Source organism: Kineococcus sp. NBC_00420 (genome assembly GCF_036021035.1).
Classification (GTDB): Bacteria; Actinomycetota; Actinomycetes; order Actinomycetales; family Kineococcaceae; genus Kineococcus.
The window spans coordinates 2,122,922-2,143,222 of record NZ_CP107930.1 but is presented as its reverse complement, the minus strand read 5'-3'; the positions used below and the strand labels follow the sequence as shown (position 1 = coordinate 2,143,222).

At 72.6% G+C, this 20,301-nt stretch carries 19 protein-coding genes; 9 read left to right on the top strand and 10 right to left on the bottom strand.

Annotated elements, in window-relative coordinates:
• Positions 1-46: 46 nt before the first annotated feature.
• Positions 47-1,657 (top strand): BCCT family transporter, encoded by a 1,611-nt coding sequence (locus OG218_RS10465; protein ID WP_328293157.1) that lies wholly within the window; start codon positions 47-49, stop codon positions 1,655-1,657.
• Positions 1,658-1,690: 33 nt separating this feature from the next.
• Here the strand turns inward: OG218_RS10465 and OG218_RS10460 are convergent, their stop codons facing one another.
• Positions 1,691-2,473: an IclR family transcriptional regulator gene (locus OG218_RS10460; RefSeq protein ID WP_328293156.1), complete on the bottom strand. Its 783-nt coding sequence runs from the start codon at positions 2,471-2,473 to the stop codon at positions 1,691-1,693.
• A 217-nt stretch (positions 2,474-2,690) separates the two neighbouring features.
• Here OG218_RS10460 and OG218_RS10455 point away from each other — a divergent pair, with 217 nt between their 5' ends.
• Positions 2,691-3,953: an aromatic ring-hydroxylating oxygenase subunit alpha gene (locus OG218_RS10455; protein WP_328293155.1), complete on the top strand. Its 1,263-nt coding sequence runs from the start codon at positions 2,691-2,693 to the stop codon at positions 3,951-3,953.
• Complete coding sequence (locus OG218_RS10450) at positions 3,950-5,092, top strand: hybrid-cluster NAD(P)-dependent oxidoreductase (protein WP_328293154.1); 1,143 nt, start codon at positions 3,950-3,952, stop codon at positions 5,090-5,092. Before OG218_RS10455 ends, OG218_RS10450 begins: the two co-directional genes overlap by 4 nt.
• A gap of 2 nt (positions 5,093-5,094) precedes the next feature.
• Here OG218_RS10450 and OG218_RS10445 read toward each other — a convergent pair whose 3' ends face one another.
• Entirely contained in the window at positions 5,095-6,444 is a 1,350-nt protein-coding gene (locus tag OG218_RS10445; RefSeq protein ID WP_328293153.1) for an MFS transporter, read from the bottom strand.
• 134 nt (positions 6,445-6,578) lie between these two features.
• Positions 6,579-7,580 (bottom strand): non-homologous end joining protein Ku, encoded by a 1,002-nt coding sequence (gene ku / locus OG218_RS10440; protein WP_328293152.1) that lies wholly within the window; start codon positions 7,578-7,580, stop codon positions 6,579-6,581.
• 69 nt (positions 7,581-7,649) lie between these two features.
• Between ku and OG218_RS10435 the strand changes: the two genes are divergently transcribed.
• Together OG218_RS10435 and OG218_RS10430 are read left to right on the top strand one after the other, a co-directional pair.
• Positions 7,650-8,522, top strand: coding sequence for a 3-methyladenine DNA glycosylase (locus tag OG218_RS10435; protein WP_328293151.1), 873 nt, complete (start codon positions 7,650-7,652; stop codon positions 8,520-8,522).
• A gap of 363 nt (positions 8,523-8,885) precedes the next feature.
• Entirely contained in the window at positions 8,886-9,989 is a 1,104-nt protein-coding gene (locus OG218_RS10430) for a serine hydrolase domain-containing protein (protein WP_328293150.1), read from the top strand.
• A gap of 71 nt (positions 9,990-10,060) precedes the next feature.
• On the opposite strand, the gene OG218_RS10425 is transcribed toward OG218_RS10430, so the two are convergent.
• Positions 10,061-10,903 carry a siderophore-interacting protein gene (locus tag OG218_RS10425; protein WP_328293149.1) on the bottom strand — a complete coding sequence of 281 codons (843 nt, stop codon included), beginning with the start codon at positions 10,901-10,903 and terminating at the stop codon, positions 10,061-10,063.
• Positions 10,904-10,918: 15 nt separating this feature from the next.
• Positions 10,919-11,896 carry a siderophore-interacting protein gene (locus OG218_RS10420; protein ID WP_328293148.1) on the bottom strand — a complete coding sequence of 326 codons (978 nt, stop codon included), beginning with the start codon at positions 11,894-11,896 and terminating at the stop codon, positions 10,919-10,921.
• Between the two features lie 123 nt (positions 11,897-12,019).
• On the opposite strand from OG218_RS10420, the gene ligD (OG218_RS10415) reads away from it, so the two are divergent.
• Both ligD (OG218_RS10415) and ligD (OG218_RS10410) read left to right on the top strand, forming a co-directional pair.
• Positions 12,020-12,949, top strand: coding sequence for a non-homologous end-joining DNA ligase (gene ligD, locus OG218_RS10415; RefSeq protein WP_328296230.1), 930 nt, complete (start codon positions 12,020-12,022; stop codon positions 12,947-12,949).
• Positions 12,946-13,884: a non-homologous end-joining DNA ligase gene (ligD, locus tag OG218_RS10410; RefSeq protein WP_328293147.1), complete on the top strand. Its 939-nt coding sequence runs from the start codon at positions 12,946-12,948 to the stop codon at positions 13,882-13,884. The genes ligD (OG218_RS10415) and ligD (OG218_RS10410) overlap by 4 nt, the downstream gene beginning before the upstream one ends.
• 4 nt (positions 13,885-13,888) lie before the next feature.
• Here ligD (OG218_RS10410) and OG218_RS10405 read toward each other — a convergent pair whose 3' ends face one another.
• Complete coding sequence (locus tag OG218_RS10405) at positions 13,889-14,575, bottom strand: hypothetical protein (RefSeq protein ID WP_328293146.1); 687 nt, start codon at positions 14,573-14,575, stop codon at positions 13,889-13,891.
• A gap of 134 nt (positions 14,576-14,709) precedes the next feature.
• Between OG218_RS10405 and OG218_RS10400 the strand changes: the two genes are divergently transcribed.
• Positions 14,710-16,314 (top strand): MDR family MFS transporter, encoded by a 1,605-nt coding sequence (locus tag OG218_RS10400; protein WP_328293145.1) that lies wholly within the window; start codon positions 14,710-14,712, stop codon positions 16,312-16,314.
• On the opposite strand, the gene OG218_RS10395 is transcribed toward OG218_RS10400, so the two are convergent.
• Positions 16,214-17,020: a class I SAM-dependent methyltransferase gene (locus OG218_RS10395; RefSeq protein WP_328293144.1), complete on the bottom strand. Its 807-nt coding sequence runs from the start codon at positions 17,018-17,020 to the stop codon at positions 16,214-16,216. The genes OG218_RS10400 and OG218_RS10395 overlap by 101 nt on opposite strands.
• An 84-nt stretch (positions 17,021-17,104) precedes the next feature.
• On the opposite strand from OG218_RS10395, the gene OG218_RS10390 reads away from it, so the two are divergent.
• Positions 17,105-17,944, top strand: a complete 840-nt coding sequence (locus OG218_RS10390) for a GNAT family N-acetyltransferase (RefSeq protein ID WP_328293143.1) — start codon at positions 17,105-17,107, stop codon at positions 17,942-17,944.
• Here the strand turns inward: OG218_RS10390 and OG218_RS10385 are convergent.
• The 3 genes from OG218_RS10385 to OG218_RS10375 are packed head-to-tail and all read right to left on the bottom strand — an operon-like array spanning position 17,923 to position 20,253.
• A complete protein-coding gene (locus tag OG218_RS10385) occupies positions 17,923-18,627 on the bottom strand; it encodes an HAD family hydrolase (RefSeq protein ID WP_328296229.1) in 705 nt (234 codons plus the stop codon). The genes OG218_RS10390 and OG218_RS10385 overlap by 22 nt on opposite strands.
• 5 nt (positions 18,628-18,632) lie before the next feature.
• Complete coding sequence (locus OG218_RS10380) at positions 18,633-19,103, bottom strand: DUF4383 domain-containing protein (RefSeq protein ID WP_328293142.1); 471 nt, start codon at positions 19,101-19,103, stop codon at positions 18,633-18,635.
• 58 nt (positions 19,104-19,161) lie between these two features.
• Positions 19,162-20,253, bottom strand: a complete 1,092-nt coding sequence (locus OG218_RS10375; protein ID WP_328293141.1) for an FUSC family protein — start codon at positions 20,251-20,253, stop codon at positions 19,162-19,164.
• Between the last annotated feature and the right edge of the window lie 48 nt (positions 20,254-20,301).

Genomic DNA, 20,301 nt, shown 5'->3' with positions numbered 1-20,301 from the left:
ACTCCCACCCACGGGTGCCCGCACCCCCCTCCGGAGAGGACCCGGCATGGCGATCGACCCAGGGGTCAGCGAGAAGCACTCCAAGCTCCCCCTCGACAAGCCCGTCCTGCTCGTCTCACTGGCCGTGCTGGCGATCCTGCTGGTGATCGGCGTCGTCGTCCCCGACCAGCTCGCGTCCGGCAGTGGCGCGGTCCTGAGCTGGATCACCACCAACCTCGGCTGGGCCTTCGTGATCGGCGCCACCGGCTTCGTGGTCTTCGCCCTGGTCCTGGCCTTCAGCAAGGTCGGCAGGATCCGCCTCGGCCGCGACGACGAGCGTCCCGAGCACTCGCGCGCCTCGTGGATCGCGATGATGTTCTCCGCCGGGATGGGCATCGGCCTCATGTTCTACGGGGTCACCGAACCGGTGACCCACCTCATGACCCCGCCCGAGGCCGGCGTCGCGGCCGGTACGAACGCGGCCGCCGACACGGCGATGAGCTACACGCTCTTCCACTGGGGTCTGCACCCGTGGGCCATCTACGCCGTCGTGGGCCTGGCCCTGGCGTACTCCAGCTACCGCAAGGGCCGGACCGGTGGCTTCTCGGCCGTGTTCGCGCCCCTGCTGCGCGGTCCGCGGGCCAAGGGCGCGGCCCGGGCCATCGACGTCCTGGCGATCTTCGCGACGATCTTCGGGTCCGCGGTCAGCCTCGGCCTGGGGGCGGCCCAGATCAACGGCGGCCTCTCCGAGGTCTTCGGTGCCGGCAGCGGGACGAGCTGGCAGGTCGGCATCATCGTCGTCCTGACCGTCTGCTTCGTCATCAGCGCCATCAGCGGCATCGAGAAGGGCGTCAAGATCCTCTCGAACACCAACATGGTGCTCGCCGGGCTGCTCCTGCTGTTCCTGTTCGTCGTCGGACCGACGGTGTTCATCCTCAACCTCATGCCCAACGCGGCCGGCGACTACCTCGCCGCACTGCCGGCGATGTCGGTGCGCACCGGCGCCTACGGCGGCGGCGACTGGCTGTCCGGCTGGACGATCTTCTACTGGGCCTGGTGGATCTCGTGGACGCCCTTCGTCGGGGCGTTCCTGGCCAAGATCTCCCGCGGCCGCACGATCCGTGAGTTCGTCGTCGGCGTCATGCTCATCCCGACCCTGGTCAGCCTGATCTGGTTCTCGGTGTTCGGCGGCACGGCCATCCACGAGCAGCTGACCGGGGCGCTCGACGTCCTCGCCGGCGACTCGCAGGAGACCCAGATGTTCGCGCTGCTCCAGCAGTTCCCGCTGGCCACGGCGACCTCGATCCTGGTCGTGGTGCTGGTGGCGATCTTCTTCGTCTCCGGGGCCGACGCGGCGAGCATCGTGATGGCCTCGCTCTGCAGCTTCGGCGACGACGAACCCCGTCGGTGGCTCACCGCGATGTGGGGCGCGCTGACCGGTGTGGTGGCGATCGTCCTGCTCTACGCGGGCGGGCTGCAGGCGCTGCAGAACGTCACGATCATCGCGGCGACACCGTTCCTCGTCGTCATGGTCTTCATGTGCGTGGCGATCGTGAAGGACATCCGCAGCGACGGGATGATGCGCCCGGTCTCCGGCCCGACGCTGCGGGTCCCGGACACCGCGGTGCACCTCAACGGTGTCGACCGGCAGGTGGTCGAGGTCCCCGCCGGGGAGTGAGCGGAGCGACCCCCGTCCCCGTCGGGACGGGGGTCAGCCCGGTTTCAGGTGGCCGAGGCGCCAGGAGATCCGGGCGGCGGCGTCGAGCAGCGGCTCGCAGAACCCCGGCAGCGTGTCGGGGTTCACGCGGTAGCTGGGACCGCCGACGGTGAGGGCGCCCACGACGGCGTCGTCGGCGTTGCGCAGGGGAGCGGCGATCACCACGAGCCCGAGTTCGTGCTCCTCGACCACGCTGGCCCACCCGCGGGTGCGGACCTCGTCCAGTTGCGCGCGCAGGGCGGAGGGGGCGGTGACGGTGGCCTCGGTGAACCGGGGGAGCCCGCGGCGCAGGACGACCTTCAGCTCCTCCGGGGTCATGGCGGCGAGGAACACCTTGCCGGCGGCGGTGGCGTGCAGGGGGCCCCGTCGGCCCACCCAGTCCGAACTGCTCACGATGGACCCACCCGCGGCCTGGTCCACGGTGGTGACCTCCAGACCGTCGCTCACGACGACGTTCACGGTCTCGCCCACCGTCGCCGCCAGTTCCTGGGCGAGGGGACGGGCCGAGGCCGCGACGTCGATCCCGCCGACGGCGCCGGCGGCGAGCCAGCGGACGGTCTGGCCCAGGCGGTACCGGCCGCGGTCGCCGTCCTGCTCGACCAGGCCGCGGGCCTCCAGCGTGGACAGCAACCGGAAGACCGTCGACTTGTGCACGCCGACGTCGCTCGAGAGTTCCGTCACCCCGGCGGCGCCCCGCCGGGCGAGGGCCTGGAGCAGGGAGACGGCCCGGTCGACGGACTGCACGGTGGAGTCACGGGGGCCGTTGCGGGGAGACACCCGCAGACCCTACCCACCCGCCGTGCGGGTTACGGCCGTGTTTCGTCCAAACCCGTTGCCGCCGCTGGCTTCGGGGCCTGCGGCGCGGCGCGCCGGGAGTGCTTGACACGCGGTTCGCGCCATCCCAGACTTGTTCCGCGATGGGGCACTGTTCCGCAGGGCGGAACACAGTTCACGACAGGCACGAGGCGCACCGAACCCCGAGAGGGAGAGCCGCATGACCGCTCAGACCGTCGTCGCCGCGCCCGCGGAGGCGATCGACGACCTCGTCACCCGCCGCGTGCCGGGTCAGAGCCTGGAGGCCCCGTTCTACACCTCCGACGAGGTGTACCGGCGGGACCTGGATGTGATCTTCGCGAGGAACTGGATCTTCGTGGCGGCCGCGGCCGAGCTCCCCGAACCGGGCGACTACGTCACGGTCGAGGTCGGCGCGTACTCGGTCATCGTCGTGCGCGACGACGACGAGCAGGTCCGGGCGTTCCACAACGTCTGCCGGCACCGCGGTTCACGGCTGCTCGAGGAACGACAGGGCGCGGTCGGCAACATCGTCTGCCCGTACCACCGCTGGACGTACGGGGTCGACGGGAAGCTCCTGTTCGCCGAGTCCCAGCCGGCGACGTTCGACAAGAGCTGCTTCTCGCTGCGCCCGGTCCACGTCCGGAACCTGTCCGGGCTCGTGTTCGTCTGCCTCGCCGACGAGGCTCCGGAGGACTTCGACGCCGTCGCCGAGATCCTCGAACCCCACCTCGCGCCCTACGCGCTGGACACGGCGAAGGTCGTCGTCACCTACGACCTGGCCGAGGCCGGCAACTGGAAGCTGGTGATGGAGAACAACCGCGAGTGCTACCACTGCGACGGGCACCCGGAACTCATCACCGCCTACTTCCCGCTGTTCGCCTACGACCCTGAGGACATCACCCCGCGGCTGAAGCCGATCTTCGACCGTTACACCGCGGCGGCCGAGGCGCTGGAGAAGGTCCGGGCGGCGCACGGTCTGCCGCTGACGGACCACCGCGAGCTCGACACCCGCGTCGTCGGGTTCCAGCTCTCGCACCTGCCGCTCGACGGCGAGGGGAAGTCGTTCGCACCGAACGGGGCCGCGGTCTGCCGGAAGCTGATGGGCTCGGTCCAGGACGCGGCCTTCGGCGACCTGTCGCTGCACATGCAGCCGAACTCGTGGTTCCACCTGCTCTCCGACCACGCCGTCGTGTTCTCGGTGCTGCCGACCTCGACGGGGACCAGCGTCCTGCGCACGACGTGGCTGGTGCACCCGGACGCCGTCGAAGGGGTCGACTACGACCTCGACGCGCTGACGTCGGTGTGGCGGGCGACGAACGACCAGGACCGCGCGCTCGTCGCGAACACCCAGCGCGGCTGCGCGAACCCAGGGTACGTCCCGGGGCCGTACTCGATGGTCGAGGACGACGTCGAGGCGTTCGTGAACTGGTACGTCACGCGGCTGCGCGAGCAGATCGCATGACCGTCACCGACCCCCTCGGGGTCGTCGCCCACCCCGGGCAGGTCGGGGTGTGGGGTGACGAGGAGGACCTCGGCGAACTCGTCTGCCTCGGGGTCCGCGACATCACCCACGACGTCAAGACGTTCTGGTTCGAGTCGGCCGGAGGGCACGTCTTCCACTTCGACCCGGGGCAGTTCGTCACCCTGCACCTCGACGTCGACGGCCGGCGGGTCGAGCGGTCGTACACGATCTCCTCGCCCCCCACCCGTCCGCACCGCCTCGCCATCACGGTCAAGCGGAAGCCGGGCGGTCTGGTGTCGAACTTCCTGCACGACACGATGGTCCCGGGCACCCGTGTCATGGCGGCGCCGCCGCTGGGGGTGTTCAGCGTCGTCCGGCACCCGCGGACGAAGTACCTCTTCCTGTCGGCGGGGTCCGGCATCACCCCCGTGATGTCCATGGTCCGCACGCTCGTCGACCTGGGCTCCGACGTCGACGTGCTCTTCGTGCACTCGGCGCGAACCCCCGCCGACATCGTCTTCCGCTCCGAGCAGTGGGGGATGCCCACCCAGTTCCCCGCCGTCAACGTCGTCCAGGTCTGCAGCGAGGACTCCCCGGGCCAGGACTGGCACGGGCACCGCGGCCACCTCGACGCGGCCCTGCTCGAGGAGATCGCCCCCGACCTGGCCGAGCGCGAGGTCTTCGTGTGCGGCCCGGAGGGCTACATGGCCACCGTGCGCGAGGCCCTGCGCGAGCGCGGTTTCGACATGGCCCACCACCACGAGGAGACCTTCGTCTTCGAGTCCCTCGCGCCGTCGTCGTTCGTGGAGTCCGTCGCCGAGGGCGTCGGTGACATCGGCGACTTCCAGCCCACCCCGGACGACGAGCCGGCGGCCACCGCGTTCACGGTCCGGATGGCGAAGTCCGGACGGAGCTTCCCCTGCGGCCCCGACGAGTTCATCCTCGACGCCGCGTTCCGGGCCGGGATGTCGCCGCCGAGTTCCTGCAGCCAGGGGATGTGCGGGACGTGCAAGACGGTCCTGCTCTCCGGCGACGTCGACATGCAGCACAACGGCGGCATCCGGCCCCGGGAGATCGCGGCCGGGAAGGTGCTCATCTGCTGCAGCAGACCGCTCGGGGACGTCTCGATCGACTCCTGAGCTCAGACGCCCCGCAGTCGCACCGCCGCCAGCACGGCCCCGACGGCGGTGACGACCGCACCCACGGTGAGCACGAGGGAGACGGCGTGGGTGTGGGCGGCGGCCGACCCGGTCGCGACCCCGGCGATCACGAACAGGACGCCGACCGCGCCCGAACCCGTCGACTGCGACACCGTGCGGTTCAGGTTCAGCACCCCCGCGGCCGAGCCGGCGAGGCGCAACGGGGCGGCGGCCATCATGTCCCGGTTGTTCGGCGACTGGAACACCGCGAACCCCAGACCGCACACCCCGGTGCGGACCAGGATGTCCACCGTCGAGGCACCGTCGGGCAGCAGGGCGAGGGAGAGCAACCCGCCGGCGAGGACGACGAGGCCGATCAGGGCCAGCAGGCGCGGCGAGACCCGGTCCGCCGCCCGTCCGGACAACGGGGCCACCACCACGATGACCAGGGGCCAGGGCGTGAACAGCAGGGCCGAGCGCAACGCGCTGTCCCCGAAGGACTCCTGGAACAGGAACGGCAACGCCACGAAGGCGGTGCCCTGCCCGAAGAACGAGCACGCGGCCGTCAGCACCGCGAGCGAGAACGGCCGGGTGAACAACCCCAGCGGGATGACCGGGTTCGCGCTCCGCGCCTCGTGCCGGACGAAGAACCCGATCAGCACGACGGTGAGCACGAGCAGCGCCACGGACAGCGGCAACGTCGAGGTCGCTCCCACCCCCCGGATGCCGAGCAGGAAGCAGGAGATCGCCGCGGCGATCAGCACGGACCCGGAGGCGTCGAAGCGGCCGGGCCGGGCCGGGACGCGGGGCAGGTGGCGCAGGCCCAGCACGAACGACACGGCGGCGATCGGGACGTTCACGAGGAACAGCCACGGCCAGGGCGCGACGCTCAGGAGCAGACCCCCCAGCGTCGGGCCGGCGGAGGTCCCCAGGGCCACGGTCATGGCGTTGAGGCCGAGCGCGCTGCCGAGCCGTTCCGGCGGGAACACGTGGCGGTAGGTCGGGATCGGCACCGCGAGGATGAGCGAGGACCCGATGCCCTGCACGACGCGGGCGGCGACGAGCAGGCCGAGGGTCGGCGCGGCTGCGCAGGCGATGGAGGCCACGGCGAAGACGGGCAGCCCGACGAGGAAGAGCCGCCGTCGCCCGACCCGGTCACCGAGGGCCGCGGTGGCCGGGATGCAGCAGGCCGCCGCGAGCAGGAACGCGGTCGTGACCCAGACGGTGTCGGACGCCGAGGCGTCGAGATCACGGGCCAGGGTCGGCAGTGCGACGTTGACGATGGAGGCGTCGATCGTGGCCATGAGGGTCGCCGAGAGCATGGCGGCCACGACCAGGTTGCGCCGGACCACGGGAGGTGGGGTCGTCGAAGGAGTCATGCGGGGCGCGCGGCCGGTCCTTCCGTCGGTCGGCTCCGCCGGGATCCGGCGAAGTCGAGAGCCTCAGGCAAGTATCCGACCGCGCGGCCCGGGACCTCCTGGTGGGGTCAGGCCGACTTCCTCGCCGTGGTGGTCTTCTTGGCGGGTCCGCTCGCCTTCTTCGTCGCGCTCTTCCCGGCGGCGGTCCTCTTCGCCGCCGTCTTCTTCGCCGGCGCGGCCTTCTTCGTCGCCGTCTTGCGCGCCGTCGTCTTCCTCGCGGCCGGCGCTTCGTCCTCGACCTCGGCGGGCTTCTCCGCCGACGAGCCGCCGCGGGCACGTTCGACGCTGCGCTGCAGGGCGGTCAGCAGGTCGACGACCTCGCCACCACGCGGACCGTCCGTCCCGGACGCGGCGGAGCCCTCCTCGGCCGCCGCGGACGGTGCGGCGTCGGCGTCCTCGAGGCGGGTGTCGATGAGCGTCTTCACGGCCGCCGCGTACTCGTCCTCGAACTCCTCGGGGTGGAAGTCGCCCGCGAGCGACTCGACCAGGGAGGCGGCCATCCGCAGTTCCTGCGGACGGAGCTCGACGTCCGTCTCGAGCACCTCGAAGTCGGCGGCGCGGACCTCGTCGGGCCAGAGCAGGGTCTGCAGCACGATGGCCTTGTCGCGCACGCGCAGGACGGCGACGGACTCGCGCTGGCGCAGCGAGACCTTCACGACGGCCATCCGGTCGGTCTCGGCGAGCGCCTCGCGCAGCAGCGCGTACGGCTTCGCCGCCCGCGACTCGGGTTCGAGGTAGTACGGCTTCGACAGCAGGATCGGGTCGACCTGGTCGGCCGGGACGAACCGGAGGACGTCGATCTCGTGCCCGCTGGCCACCGGGAGGTCGCTGAAGTCCTCGTCGCTGAGCACGACGAGCTTGCCGTCGGGGCTCTCGTAGCCCTTCGCGACCTCGTCGTAGGCGACCTCCTCACCACAGACCGAGCACGTCCGCTTCATCCGGATGCGGCCACCATCGCTACGGTGGACCTGGTGGAAGTGGATGTCGTGTTCGCCGGTGGCGGCGTAGAGGCGCACGGGTACGTTGACCAGACCGAAGGACACGGCGCCCTTCCAGATGGCGCGGGCCATGGCGTACTCCCTCAGACGACCGGAATCCCACCGTACGGGGATGACCACGACACCGCACAGGATTCATCGGTGACCACTCTGTCGTCACCGCAGTGGCGTTCCCGCGAGGCCGCCCACGCGCAGCGCGCGCACCGGTTGACCGCTGCCGCGGTGGAGCGTCGCGGCCGGGGGGAGAAGCACCCGGTCGAGGACTTCCTCTTCACCTACTACAACTGGGCGCCCGGCAAGCTGGCCCGCTGGCACCCCGGGGTGGGGGTCGTCCTCGAGGACGCCGGGGAGCGCGCGGACTGGGCCAACTACGTCCGCTCCGGTACCGGGGTGGCCGTCGACGGGCCCGGACTGGCCTCGGCCCGCTCCGCGACGATCCGGCTGGCCCGCGACGTCCTGGCCGCGACCCGGGGCCGGGCGCCGATGCTCGCCTGCTTCGGGCTCCACGAGTGGGCCATGGTCCACCGGACCCGCCCCGAGCAGGTCCGGCACGCCGGCCTGCCGCTGCGCCTCGGGCACGACGGGACGGACGACGTCGTCGAGTCGCACAAGATCCGCTGCAGCCACCACGACGCCTTCCGGTTCTTCACCCCGAGCGCCGTCCCGCTCAACGAACTGCAGCCGACGCGGGTCGACCAGGCCGCGCAGGAACAGCCGGGCTGCCTGCACGCCACGATGGACTGCTACCGCTGGGCCATGAAGCTCTCGCCCGCGGTCCCGGGGGAGTTGCTGCTCGACTGCTTCGAACTCGCCCGTGACGTCCGGATCCTCGACATGCGGGCCTCGCCCTACGACGTCACCTCGATGGGTCACGAACCCGTGGCGATCGAGACCCCCGAGGGCAAGGCCGCCTACGTCCGCGCCCAGCGGGAGTTCGCCGAGCGGGCCGACCCGCTGCGGGTCCGGTTGATCGCCGTCTGCGACGCCCTGCTGGCTCGGGCGGGGTCGGCGTAGGGCGACCGCCCGCACCAGCACTGCACCGGAGGCGCCGTTGACCCTGACGGGTGAACGTCGACGGTCCCCGGAGAAACCTCCGGACGCACCGACTCCCGGGGGAGGAGCGGCGCTCCGGGGTGCGATCCGCCGTCACCGGAGCCGTTTCCCGGATGAGGACGGACACGGGGCAGCACCGGCCGGACGGGGACGACGGACGGCGGGTACCCCGTCTCCGTTCCCGGCTCGCGACCGCTGTCGCGCAGCTGAGCTAGGCTTTCGGGACCACCGGCCAGATCGTTGCACCCACAGCCCGATGAGGCGCCGCGAACCGGGAACACCACACCTGGGGCACCACATCCCGAGCACCCGAAGGACCTCTGAGTGCCAGAACCCACGACCGACCGCTCGACTCCCCCGGCTGGGACCGGTGTTCCTGCGAACCGGTCGTCGAACCCCTCGGCGAGACGTCTGGACGAGGTCTCCCGGACCCTGGACGCGCTGGTCCACGACCGCGGGTTCCCCGGTGCTCTCGCGAGCATCCGCGATGCCGACGGCTCGGTCCGCAACGTCGCCGCCGGGGACGGGGTCCCCCTCGACGGTCAGGTGCGCATCGGCAGCAACACCAAGTCGTTCACCGCGGTGGCCCTGCTCCAGCTGGTGGGGGAGGGAACCCTCGACCTCGATGTCCCGGTCGGGAAGTACCTCCCGAACTTGTTGTGCGGCAAGGGGATCGACGGTACGCGGATCCTGGTGCGCCACGTCCTCCAGCAGACCAGCGGCCTGCCGGACTACATGGCCGCGTGGGCCGGGGATCCTGCCTCGTTCCGCTACCGCTACGCCGACCCGCGGGACCTGCTGGACGTCGCCCTCACGATGCCGGCCCTGTTCGAGCCCGGTGACCGGTGGTCCTACTCGAACACGAACTACGTCGTCGCCGGTCTCCTGCTGCAGACGATCACCGGGCGTCCCTGGTCGGAACAGGTGCACCGACGCGTCATCGCGCCGCTCGGTCTGCAACGCACGTACGTGCCGGCTGCCGGGGAACTCGGTCTGCGCGGTGCCCATCCCCAGGGTTTCCTGCGCGACGGCGCCGGGAACCTGCAGGACCACACCGAGTTCGACCCGTCGATCGCCTGGGCGGCCGGTGCGGTCATCGCCTCCCTCAGTGACCTCAACCGGTTCGCGACGGGGCTGCTGCGCGGGGAACTGCTGTCCCCCGCCCTGCTGGCCGAGATGCAGAACACCGTTCCCTCCGACGGTTTCCCGGGTACCGGTTACGGGTTGGGGCTCGCGAGGTTCCCGCAGGCGGACGGGAGCGTCGCCTGGGGCCACGGCGGAGACATCTTCGGGGCTGAGACGCGAGGTTGGGCCACCGCGGACGGGAGGGCTGCCACCGTCGCGGTGACCGCCCTGCCGTCGGACGCGGCCGGTCTGGAGGCCGTCATGGCCGCCGCGACGACGAGCTTCGAGGCTGCCCGGTCCTGACGGCCCTCGACCGCCGGAGCCCGATCACCGCGAGGGACGCCTGCGGTGCCCGAGCAGCCCGGCAGCGGGCGTCAGACCCCGGCGGTCGCGTCGTCGGAGTCGGCCGCGGCGGCCCAGTCGCGCTTCTCGGAGCGCCAGCCCTCCTCGGTGCGCCCGCGTCGCCAGTAGCCGGACGCCGACAGCAGTTCCCGGGTGACCCCGAGGTCGGCGCGGGCCCAACGGCGGACGGCGCGCACGCTGTCGGCCTCCCCGTGCAGGAACGCCTGCGGCACACCGGTCGGCAGGTCGAGGGAACCCAGGAACGCGACGAGGGCCTCCGGGTCGGGTTCCTCCCGGTGCACCCAGTGCAGCCGCAGGTCCCCCGGCGAGGTCAGCTCCAGCTCCTCCGCGGGGCCGGGCACCTCGACGACGGCCACCGCGGTGGCGCCGGCGGGAACCCGTTCCAGCGCGGCGGAGATGGCAGGCAGCGCGCTCGCGTCGCCGATCAGCAGGTGCCACGCCGAACCCTCCGACGGGGTGTACGCCCCGCCCGGACCCGTGATCCACAACTCGTCGCCCGGCCGCGCCCGCGCCGCCCACGGCCCGGCGAACCCCTCGTCCCCGTGCACGACGAAGTCGATGGTCACCTCGCCGTCCACGACGGAGCGGACCGAGTACGTCCGCTGCACGGGCCACTCGGTCCGGGGTCGCTCCTCGCGGATCCTCGCGACGTCGAACGGTTCGTCGTAGCCGACGCCCTCGACCGGGAAGAGCAGCTTCACGTAGGAATCGGCGTGCTCGACGGTGAAGTCGGAGAGGTCCTCGCCACCGAAGACGACCCGCACCATGTGCGGGGCCAGCTGCTCGGTGCGCTGGACCACGGCCAGCCGCTGCCCGCGGCCACCGGTCTTCTCGCGCCTGAAGGGGTTGCGCACGTCGTCTCCCACCGGTCAGTCCGACTCGGCGCGACCCTCGCGCCAGTAGCCCATGAAGGCCACGGAGGTCCGCGGCACCCCCACGTCGCGGACGAGGTGACGTCGCAACGTCCGGACCACGCCCGCCTCTCCAGCCAACCACGCGTAGAGGCACTCCGGGCCCACGGCCTCGGCGTTCTCGGGCACGTCCCAGAGGATGTCGTCCCCCTCGAGCCCGACCTCGGTGAAGTCCTCCGCGCTCGCCCGCGACGCCTCGTCGACCAACGCCGACGCGAGCGCCTCGACCCGGGCCTGCAGCAGTTCGCCCACGGCGTGGGAACCGTTGCGCGGCAGCCACTCGACGGTGAGGTCGGCGGGGGAGCGCAGGTCCAGCAGGTCGCCCCCGCGCGGCACCTCGAGCACCACCGTCGCCTTCACGCCCACGGGCAGTCGTTCCAGGATCGCCGAGACCGCGGGAACAGCCGTCTCGTCCCCGGCCAGCAGCAGCGTGCGGGCCTCGGCGGGCGGGGCCCACTCCACTCCCCACATGCGCCCGGTCCCGGGACTGCTCGGCCCGACGAGGACGACCTCGCTGCCGACCGTGGCGGCCGCGGCCCACGCCGACGCCGGCCCGGCGTGCCCGTCCCGCGCGCCGTGCAGCACGAAGTCGACGTCGATCTCGGCCTGCGCGTCGGCGCTCGCGGGGCGGTACGCGCGCACGGTGTAGGTCCGCATCACCGGGCGCACGTCGTCGTCGAGCCCGCGCCACCACGTGTACCAGTCCTCGGCCGGGAGGTCGTAGGCCTCGAACGGCTGCTTCAGCAGCAGCACCTTGAAGCGCTGGTCGTACCCGCCGGCGCCGAAGTCCCCGAGGTCGGGCGAGGTCATGGTGAGGCGCACGAAGCTCTCCCCGAGGCGCTCGACGCGCGAGACCCGGACGCGGAACAGCGCGTACGACGCCCGCCTCAGCTGGGTCTGCGTCGTCCGTTCGGCCGTGTCGGTCACCGTGCTCATCCCTCGAACTCCCCACGTCGTGTGAGGACAGGCTAACCAACAATCGGGGCGCCCCGCTACGAGCGGTCGCCGGGTCCGGTGGCCCCGGTCGCCGGTCGGCGACAGAGTGTGACCGTGTTGCCCATGCTCGCGACCGCGGCCGCGGCCTCGCGCGTGCCCACCGACGCCGACCGCTGGGCCTACGAGGTGAAGTGGGACGGCATGCGGATCCTCGCCGACGTCCACGAGGGGAGCGTCCTGCTGCGCTCGCGCACCGGCCGCGACGTCTCGGCCACCTTCCCCGAACTCACCGCGCTCGCCGAGGCGCACGCCGACGTCCACCTCGACGGTGAGGTCGTCGCCCTCGAGGACGGTCTGCCCTCGTTCTCGGCGCTCGCCGACCGGATGCACGTCCGCGACGCGCGGTCGGCGACGATCGCCGCCCGGCGCACCCCGGTGACGCTCATGGCCTTCGACGTCCTGCGGCTGTACGGCGTCGAACTCCTCGACCGCCCGTGGCAGGAACGGCGCGAGTCCCTCGACCGGCTGCAACCCTCCGGCAGCGCGTGGCAGGTGTCGCCCGTCTACCCCGACGCGGCCTCGCTGCTGACCGCGACCCGGGAACAGGGACTGGAGGGGATCGTCGCGAAGCGCCGGACCTCCCCCTACCAGCCGGGGCGACGCAGTCCCGACTGGGTGAAGCACGCCCACCGCCGGCACCAGGCCTGCCTCGTCGTCGGGTGGCGACCCGTCGAGGGGGCGGGTTCCCGGATGGGCGGTCTGCTCCTCGCCGTCCCCGGGGCCGACGGGGCGCTCCGCTACGTCGGGCGGGCCGGCAGCGGACTCGGGGCGGGGATGGAGGAGGAGCTGCGGGAGGCACTCGCCGGGCACGAGCTCCCGCGACCCGTCGTCGACGTCCCGCGTCCCGATTCCGCGGGCGCACACTTCACCGCGCCCGTCGTCGTCGTCGAGGTGCGCCACCTCGGGGCGACCACCGGCGGGAGGCTGCGCCAGCCCACCCTGCGCGGGGTGCGCAGCGACCTCGAACCCTCCGACGTCCGGGAGGAACGGTGACGGGCACCTCCGGGGGGCACGACGAGACCGTCGTCGACGTCGAGGGACGCCACCTCCGGCTGCGGAGGTTGGAGAAGGTCCTCTACCCCTCCACGGGGACGACCAAGGCCGAGCTCCTCACCTACGTGAGTTCCGTGGCCCCGGCCCTGCTGGCGCAGCTCGCCGACCGGCCGCTGACCCGGAAGCGCTGGCCGGACGGGGTCGGGAAGAACTCGTTCTTCGAGAAGAACGTCCCGCGCGGTCTGCCGGACTGGGTGCGAACGGTGGAACTCGACGCCCCCGGCAGCACCAAGGACCGCGAACGCGTCCGCTACCCGTTGATCGACGACCTCGCCGGGCTGGTGTGGCTGGTGAACCTCGCCGCCCTCGAACTGCACGTCCCGCAGTGGCGCGTCGGGCCGCGCGGCGGGGTGCACCACCCCGACCGCCTCGTCATCGACCTCGACCCGGGGGAGGGGACGGGGCTGGCGGAGTGCGCCGAGGTGGCGCTCGCCGTCCGCGAACGCCTCGACGCCGACGGGCTGGAGTGCCACCCCGTGACCTCCGGGTCGAAGGGGATGCAGCTGTACGCGAAGGTCTCGGGGACCCAGGACGCCGACGTCCTGCGCTCCTACGCCCACCGGCTGGCCCGGGAGATGGAACGGGACCGGCCGGAACTCGTCGTCTCGCGCATGACCAAGGTGCTGCGCGGCGGCAGGGTCCTGCTGGACTGGAGCCAGAACAACTCCGCCAAGACCACGATCGCCCCGTACTCCCCGCGGGGGCGCGAACGACCCTGCGCGGCCGCACCCCGCACGTGGGCGGAACTCGCCGACCCGGGGTCGTTGCGGCAGGTGAGCCTGGACGAGGTCGCGGCGCGCTACCTCGGCGACGGTGACCTGCTCGCCCACCTCGGTCCGGACGCCGAGCCCGGACCGCGCGTCCCGACCTCGTGAACCCTCAGACCTGCACGCGCGCGATCCGGATCGCGCCCGGGTGCAGGCTGATCCGCGGGGAGTAGCTGAAGACGGCCCGGGCCTGCAGGAACTCCTCCGGACCGAAGTCGATCGAGGTCAGGGTGACCTCGAGGTAGCCGCGCAGGGCGGCGAGGTGCTCCTCCGCGACCACGGCGTGCAACGGCGTCTCGCGGCGGCTCATGAGCAGCACGTCCGCCTCGCACCACTCGGCGTCGACGAAGCGGCGCCGGGCCAGACCACCACCGCTGGCGCCGAGGCGGGCGTGGCGCCGCAGCAGCGTGTCGAGGTAGGCGTTGGGGGTGCAGGTCGGGGCGACCGCCTCGGTCACGGACGCCGTCGCCGCGACCAGCCACCCGGCCAGCGCGTCCGCGCTGACGTCCTCGACGGCCACCAGGGAGAGCAGGTGGGTGAGGCACGCCTGGTCCACCGCGCCGCCCAGGGAGACGAGGGCCTCGGTCTCGGCGCGGGCGACGTCGTCGAGGTCGCTGCGGCGCACCGGGACGGGCTCGCTGCCCGCGTGCAGCTGGGTGCCGGGGTCGACGCCCGCGGGAACCCCGTCGACGTCGTCCCAGACGCTGAAGGCGCTGTGCCGGTGGACGTCACCCGCGGTGTCGGGGTCCAGGGTGATCGTCTCGCCGCGGCGGGACAGCACGGGGGGTTCGGTGTCCATCACCTCCGATGGTAGTGACGGGGTCGCCGCCGCGGCGACCGACTTCCGGGCGTCACCCGGACGGAGGTCTCAAGCGGTTGCCGGGACGAACCGAAACAAGGTGTGTGCAGCAACCATCCGCTCCTCCGGCGCCCATGACGCACCGCCAGATCATGGAGGCCCTCTCCGGCCTCCTGCTCGGCATGTTCGTCGCGATCCTCTCCTCCACGGTCGTCTCCAACGCCCTGCCCACCATCGTGGCCGACCTCCACGGCAGCGAGTCCGGGTACACCTGGGTCGTGGTCGCCTCGCTGCTCGCGACGACGATCTCCACCCCCGTGTGGGGGAAGCTCTCCGACCTCTTCGACAAGAAGGTCCTGGTGCAGTCCGCGCTGGTCCTCTTCGTGGTGGCCTCGGCGGTCGCGGGGTTGTCGCAGAGCATGGGGATGCTCATCGCCATGCGGGTCGTCCAGGGGCTGGGCGCCGGCGGTCTCACCGCGCTGGCGCAGGTGATCATGGCCTCGATGATCGCGCCGCGCGAACGCGGTCGTTACTCCGGCTACCTCGGGGCGACGTTCGCGCTGGGCACCGTGGGAGGCCCGCTCGTCGGGGGCGCCCTCACCGAGCACCTGTCCTGGCACTGGTGCTTCTTCGTCGGGGTCCCGTTCGCCGTGCTCGCGTTCTTCGTCCTCGGTCGCACCCTCGACCTGCCCACCGTGAAGCGCGAGGTCCACATCGACTACGCCGGGGCGCTGCTGCTGGCCGGTGGGGTGTCGGCCCTGCTCGTCTGGGTCTCGCTGGCCGGTCAGCAGTTCGACTGGGCCTCCTGGCAGACCGCCGCCCTCGTCGGCGGTGGGATCGTCCTGCTCGGCCTGACCGTCCTCGTGGAGTCCCGCGCGGTCGAGCCGATCATCCCGCTGCGGTTCTTCCGCGACCCCACCGTCGTGCTCTCCGCCGTGGCGAGCTTGTTCGTCGGCATCGCGATGTTCGGCGGCACGGTGTTCCTGTCGCAGTACTTCCAGTCCGCCCGGCTGCAGTCGCCGACGACGGCCGGCCTCTCCACCCTGCCGATGATCCTCGGTCTCACCCTGGCCTCGACGGTCGCCGGCCGGTCCATCACCCGCACCGGACGCTGGAAGGGCTGGATCGTCGCCGGTGGGGTCCTGCTCAGCGCCGGTCTCGCGCTGATGACGACCATCGCGGCGGACACCGCCTACGTCCTCGTCGCGGTCCCGATGTTCCTCCTCGGCGCCGGCGTCGGGATGATGATGCAGAACCTCGTCCTGGCCGTGCAGAACGTCGTGGCCCGGGAGGACCTCGGGGCGGCGAGTTCGTTCATCGCCTTCACCCGCACCCTGGGTGGCGCGATCGGCGTCTCCGCGCTCGGAGCCGTTCTCGCGCACCGGGTCGGAACCCATCTGATGACCGGCCTGCGCTCCGCGGGGATCGAGGCCTCCGCCCTCGGCGGGGGTGGCGTCCCGAACGTCCACACCCTGCCCGAACCCGTCCGCGGGATCGTCGCGGCGGCCTACGGCGCCGGCGTGGCGGACGTGTTCCTCGCCGCGACCCCGTTCGCCGTGCTGGCCCTGGTCATCGCGTTCTTCTTCCGCGAGACGAGTCTGCGCTCCGCGACGGGGACGCCCGCCGGGACCCCCGAGGTCACGGCCGGGATCCCCGCGCCAGCAGGTGCCCCGCGACCCCGAGCAGCGCGGGTTCGCGTTCGGTCGCGCGGACGAGGCCGAGCAGGCGTTCGCGGCTGACCGGGTCGTCGAGGAGTTCCCCGAGGTGGGCGTCGGCCAGACCGGCCAACCCCTCGACCGCGACGGGACCGTCGACCGTGAAACCCGCGGTCGACAGTTCCGCCGCGAGTTCCTCGGGACGGTGGAAGTAGGCGGTCGTGAACCACCGTTCGCGGCGGGAGTCGTTGCGGTGCCGACCGGTCCGCAGGTCCTCCTCGACCACCGCCGCGAACTGCTCGTCCGCGATCCAGCCGCGGAGCACGCCGTCCAGCGCGGAACCCCAGCGGCTGATGGCCGCCGCGACCACGACCCCGCCGGGGCGCAGCACCCGGAACGCCTCCCGCAGGGCGAGCGCGCGATCCGCGGCCTCGACCAGGTGGTACAGCGGCCCGAGCAGCAGAACGGCGTCGGCGCTGCCGTCGGGGAAGGGCAGGGCGCGCGCATCCCCACGCAGCACGGAGGCCAGCGGCGCGGGGGTCTCCACCGCCCGGGCCTGTGCCACGTGTAGTTCGACCGGGTCGAGCAGGTGCACCGCGTAGCCCCGCTCCGCGAGGGGGAAGGCGTGGACGCCCGCGGCCCCGCCCACGTCCAGGACCGTCGCCGGCGCCGCGGGCAGCCAGCGGCCCAGCAGTTCCGTGGTGCGCCAGAACTCCAGGCGTCCCGCGCCCGACGTCAGCCGGCCCCGTTCCCGTCCGCGGTCGTAGTACGCGGTGATCTCGTCGTCCACGCGACCACCCTGGCCCGGACCGGGGGGCGGTGACCAGCGGATTCCCGGTTGACCGCCGTGCGGCGGAACCGGTCGGATGGGGGTGTGCTGCAACCCCGGACCCGCCTCTCCGACGACGACCTGCGCGCCGTCGCCGACCTCGAACGCCGTGTCGTCGCCCACGACGGCGGACGCCTGAAGATCGAGTGGGAGGACCTGCGCCACCGTTCGGAGGAGCGCACCAACGACCTGCTGTGGTTCGAGGGGGACCGCGTCGTGGGGTTCGCGGCCTTCGACTCCCACGGCGGCCCGGCGGTCGAGATCGCCGGGATGGTGGACCCCGGCGCCCGGGGACGCGGGATCGGGACGGCGATGCTGGCCGCGGCGATCGACGTGTGCCGGGAACGCGGTTCCGAGCAGGCGCTGCTCATCGTGCCGCGCGCCTCCGAGGCGGGCCGCCACCTCGCCGAGAGCGTGGGAGCGGCCCTGGAGCACTCCGAGCACGCCCTGCGCCTCGACCGCGTCCCGGCGGAAGGTGTCGAGGACCCCGCGACGACGCTGCGGGCCGCCACCGTCGACGACGTCCCCGTCCTCACGCAGGTGCTGGCCGCCGCCTTCGGGCACGAACCCGGGCACCTGCTGCAGAGCCTCCGGACCACCCGGACGCTGGTCATCGAGCACGACGGGGAACCCGTCGGGACCGTCCGCCTCACCCGGGACGGCGCGGTCGGCGGCGTGTACGGGTTCGCGATCGACCCCCGGTCCCAGGGCCGCGGCATCGGCCGCGACGTGCTGCGCCGCAGTTGTCGGGAGTTCTTCGCCGACGGGGCGACGTCGGTGCGCCTCGAGGTCGCCGTCGACAACCCGCGCGCCCTCGGTCTCTACACCTCGATCGGGTTCGAGCCGGTGACGACGGAGGACTACTACGACCTGCCGCTCACCTGAGCCCCGAGGAACCGGGGCAGTTCGGCGAGGGACCGCATCCGGTGCGGTTCGTCGAACGGACCCGCGTCGTGGCGGTCCAGGTGCACCGCGGGCATCCCCGCCGCACGCGCGCCCACGACGTCGACGGGGTGGTCGTCGCCGACGTGCAGGGTCGCGGCGGGGTCGACGCCCAGACGGTCGCAGATCGCGCGGAACGCCTCGGGCCGGGGCTTGGCCAGGCCGAGCTCCCCGGCGGTGACGACCGGCCCGACCCGTCCGGCGAGGCCCAGGACCTCGAGCTTCGCGTTCTGCTGCTCGGGCATCCCGTTGGTCAGCAACCCCACGCGGAGGCCCGCCGCGCCGATCGCGGCCAGGGCCGCCTCGACGTCGTCGAACGCCCGCCAGTGGCGGCGGTAGCGGGTGAGGTAGTCGCGCTGGAACTGCTCGTCCAGGACGGCGTCGTCGCCGACCGGGGAGTCCACCAGCGGGAGGAAGTCGCGGAGGCGGCGACGGCGGTGCTCGTCGTGCGAGACCAGACCGGCCCGCCAGTCGGCGTGGTGGCGTTCCTCGATCTGCGACCAGGCCGACTGCGTCGCCTCGTCGGGTTCGCGGCCCAGACTGCGGAGCCAGTCCGCCACCGCGGCGCGGGATGCGCCGCGGTGGTCGAAGAGGGTGCCGTCCAGGTCGAGGACGACGGCACGCAGGCGGATCAGAAGACGCCCAGTTCCTCGACGTGCTTGGCGCGGGTGCGTGCGGCGCCGGCCGCGATGACGATGCCCAGGGCCAGGTGCAGCCAGTTGCTCGCGACGTTCACCGGCAGGACGTCGCTGGGGGAGTTCACGACGATGCCCGCCCCCGCCAGACCGGCGACCAGGTAGGCGATGGCGACCCAGCAGACGGTCTTGTGCGCCTGGCGCGGCGACCCGGAGAACGCGAGGACCGTCAGCCCGAAGAGGATCTGCAACGACGCGCTCACGACGGACGTCGTGAACAGCCCGAAGAGGTGGGCGTCGGAACGGAAGAACCCCATCGCGTCGTAGTTCGTCGTCACCCCCGGGATCAGCCCGAGGACACCCAGGCCCAGGACGAGGACGGCCACCCCGCGGGCGTACCCCGAGACGGGACCGCCGCTGACCGGGGCTGCTTCGATGGCGGCGGGAGCCGCGGCGTGAGAGCTCATGCTCCTACTATCCCAGGTCGTTGCGGCCCGGGTCGGCGGGGCGAGGTCAGGGCGGCGGTCAGTGCGGCAGCAGTCGGTGCGCCTCAGCGGCGCTGACCCCCTGCGCCTGCAGCAGGTCCACGACCGTCGAGCGCAGCTGCGCGACCACCACCGTCGCCGACAACGACTCCGCCCCGAGCGTGCGCGGGCCCAGCGTCACCGCCAGCTCCTTCAGACCCGCCACCGAGGGCGGGACGGTCTCCCCGGCGTAGGCCGGTTCACCCAGGGAGCGCACCGACGCCGCGAGGGAGTCCAGGGCGCCGGCCAGGGAGTCGGGCATCTGCTCGCCGTACTGCAGGGCCGTCGCGACCCGCCGCAGCGCGACCCGGACGTTGCGCGTGGCCCGGTCCATCCCGGCGTGCAGCTTCTTCTGCTGCGCGATCTCGCCGCGACCGCTGCGTCGCAACGGCGACAGCCGGTGCACCTCCTGACCGGCGTTCACCGACTGCGACCAGCCCTCGAGCTCGGTCGAGGTGCTCCGGGCCCGGGCCAGCACCTCCTGGGCCTTCGCGGCGTCGTGGCTGCGGATCGCGTCGGCGCCGTCCTCCAACAGGTCCGCCAACTGTCCCGCGTAGGCCCGGGACCGGCCGCGGACGTCGCGGCGCGGGTCCGGCGGCAGCAGGGCCGCGATCGCCAGCGCGACCACCACGCCCGTCATGGCGTCCAGCCAGCGCGCGGAACCACTCCCCCCGGCCTGCGGGGGGTAGGCGACGATGAACGACGCCTGCAGCGCCGCCTGGTTGACCAGCAGGATCCCCGAGTCCAGGAACCGCGCGATGAGCATGGCCGCCGCGACGATCGCGGTGATCTGCAGCGGTCCCCGGCCGACCAGGGCGACGACGCCCGTCCCGAGCAGCACCCCGATCGTGACGCCGACCCCCAGCTCGCCGACCCTCCGGAGCCGCTGGTTGTTCTGCACCCCGAGGCAGACGACGACGGCGACGCACGCGAAGACGGGGTAGGGCTGGTCCCACAACGCCTGCGCGAGCATCCACGCCACCCCGGCGCCGAGACCGCACTGCATGATCTGCCACCACGAGCCCTGCCACCGCTGCCAGCCGGTGCGGCTGCGCCGTCGGACGGTGACGGCGAAGGGGATCGTGCGGGGCACGGGAGTGATCCTCTCCTACGACGTCGTGAAGGCCACCCCGGAACCTCT

Excerpts from the sequence above, each read along its gene's own strand:
- OG218_RS10465 (WP_328293157.1), top strand. The coding sequence starts at position 47 with ATGGCGATCGACCCAGGGGTCAGCGAGAAGCACTCCAAGCTCCCCCTC.
- OG218_RS10455 (WP_328293155.1), top strand. The coding sequence starts at position 2,691 with ATGACCGCTCAGACCGTCGTCGCCGCGCCCGCGGAGGCGATCGACGAC.
- OG218_RS10450 (WP_328293154.1), top strand. The coding sequence starts at position 3,950 with ATGACCGTCACCGACCCCCTCGGGGTCGTCGCCCACCCCGGGCAGGTC.
- ku (WP_328293152.1), bottom strand. The coding sequence starts at position 7,580 with ATGGCCCGCGCCATCTGGAAGGGCGCCGTGTCCTTCGGTCTGGTCAAC.
- OG218_RS10420 (WP_328293148.1), bottom strand. The coding sequence starts at position 11,896 with ATGAGCACGGTGACCGACACGGCCGAACGGACGACGCAGACCCAGCTG.
- ligD (WP_328296230.1), top strand. The coding sequence starts at position 12,020 with ATGCTCGCGACCGCGGCCGCGGCCTCGCGCGTGCCCACCGACGCCGAC.
- OG218_RS10405 (WP_328293146.1), bottom strand. The coding sequence starts at position 14,575 with ATGGACACCGAACCCCCCGTGCTGTCCCGCCGCGGCGAGACGATCACC.
- OG218_RS10400 (WP_328293145.1), top strand. The coding sequence starts at position 14,710 with ATGACGCACCGCCAGATCATGGAGGCCCTCTCCGGCCTCCTGCTCGGC.
- OG218_RS10380 (WP_328293142.1), bottom strand. The coding sequence starts at position 19,103 with ATGAGCTCTCACGCCGCGGCTCCCGCCGCCATCGAAGCAGCCCCGGTC.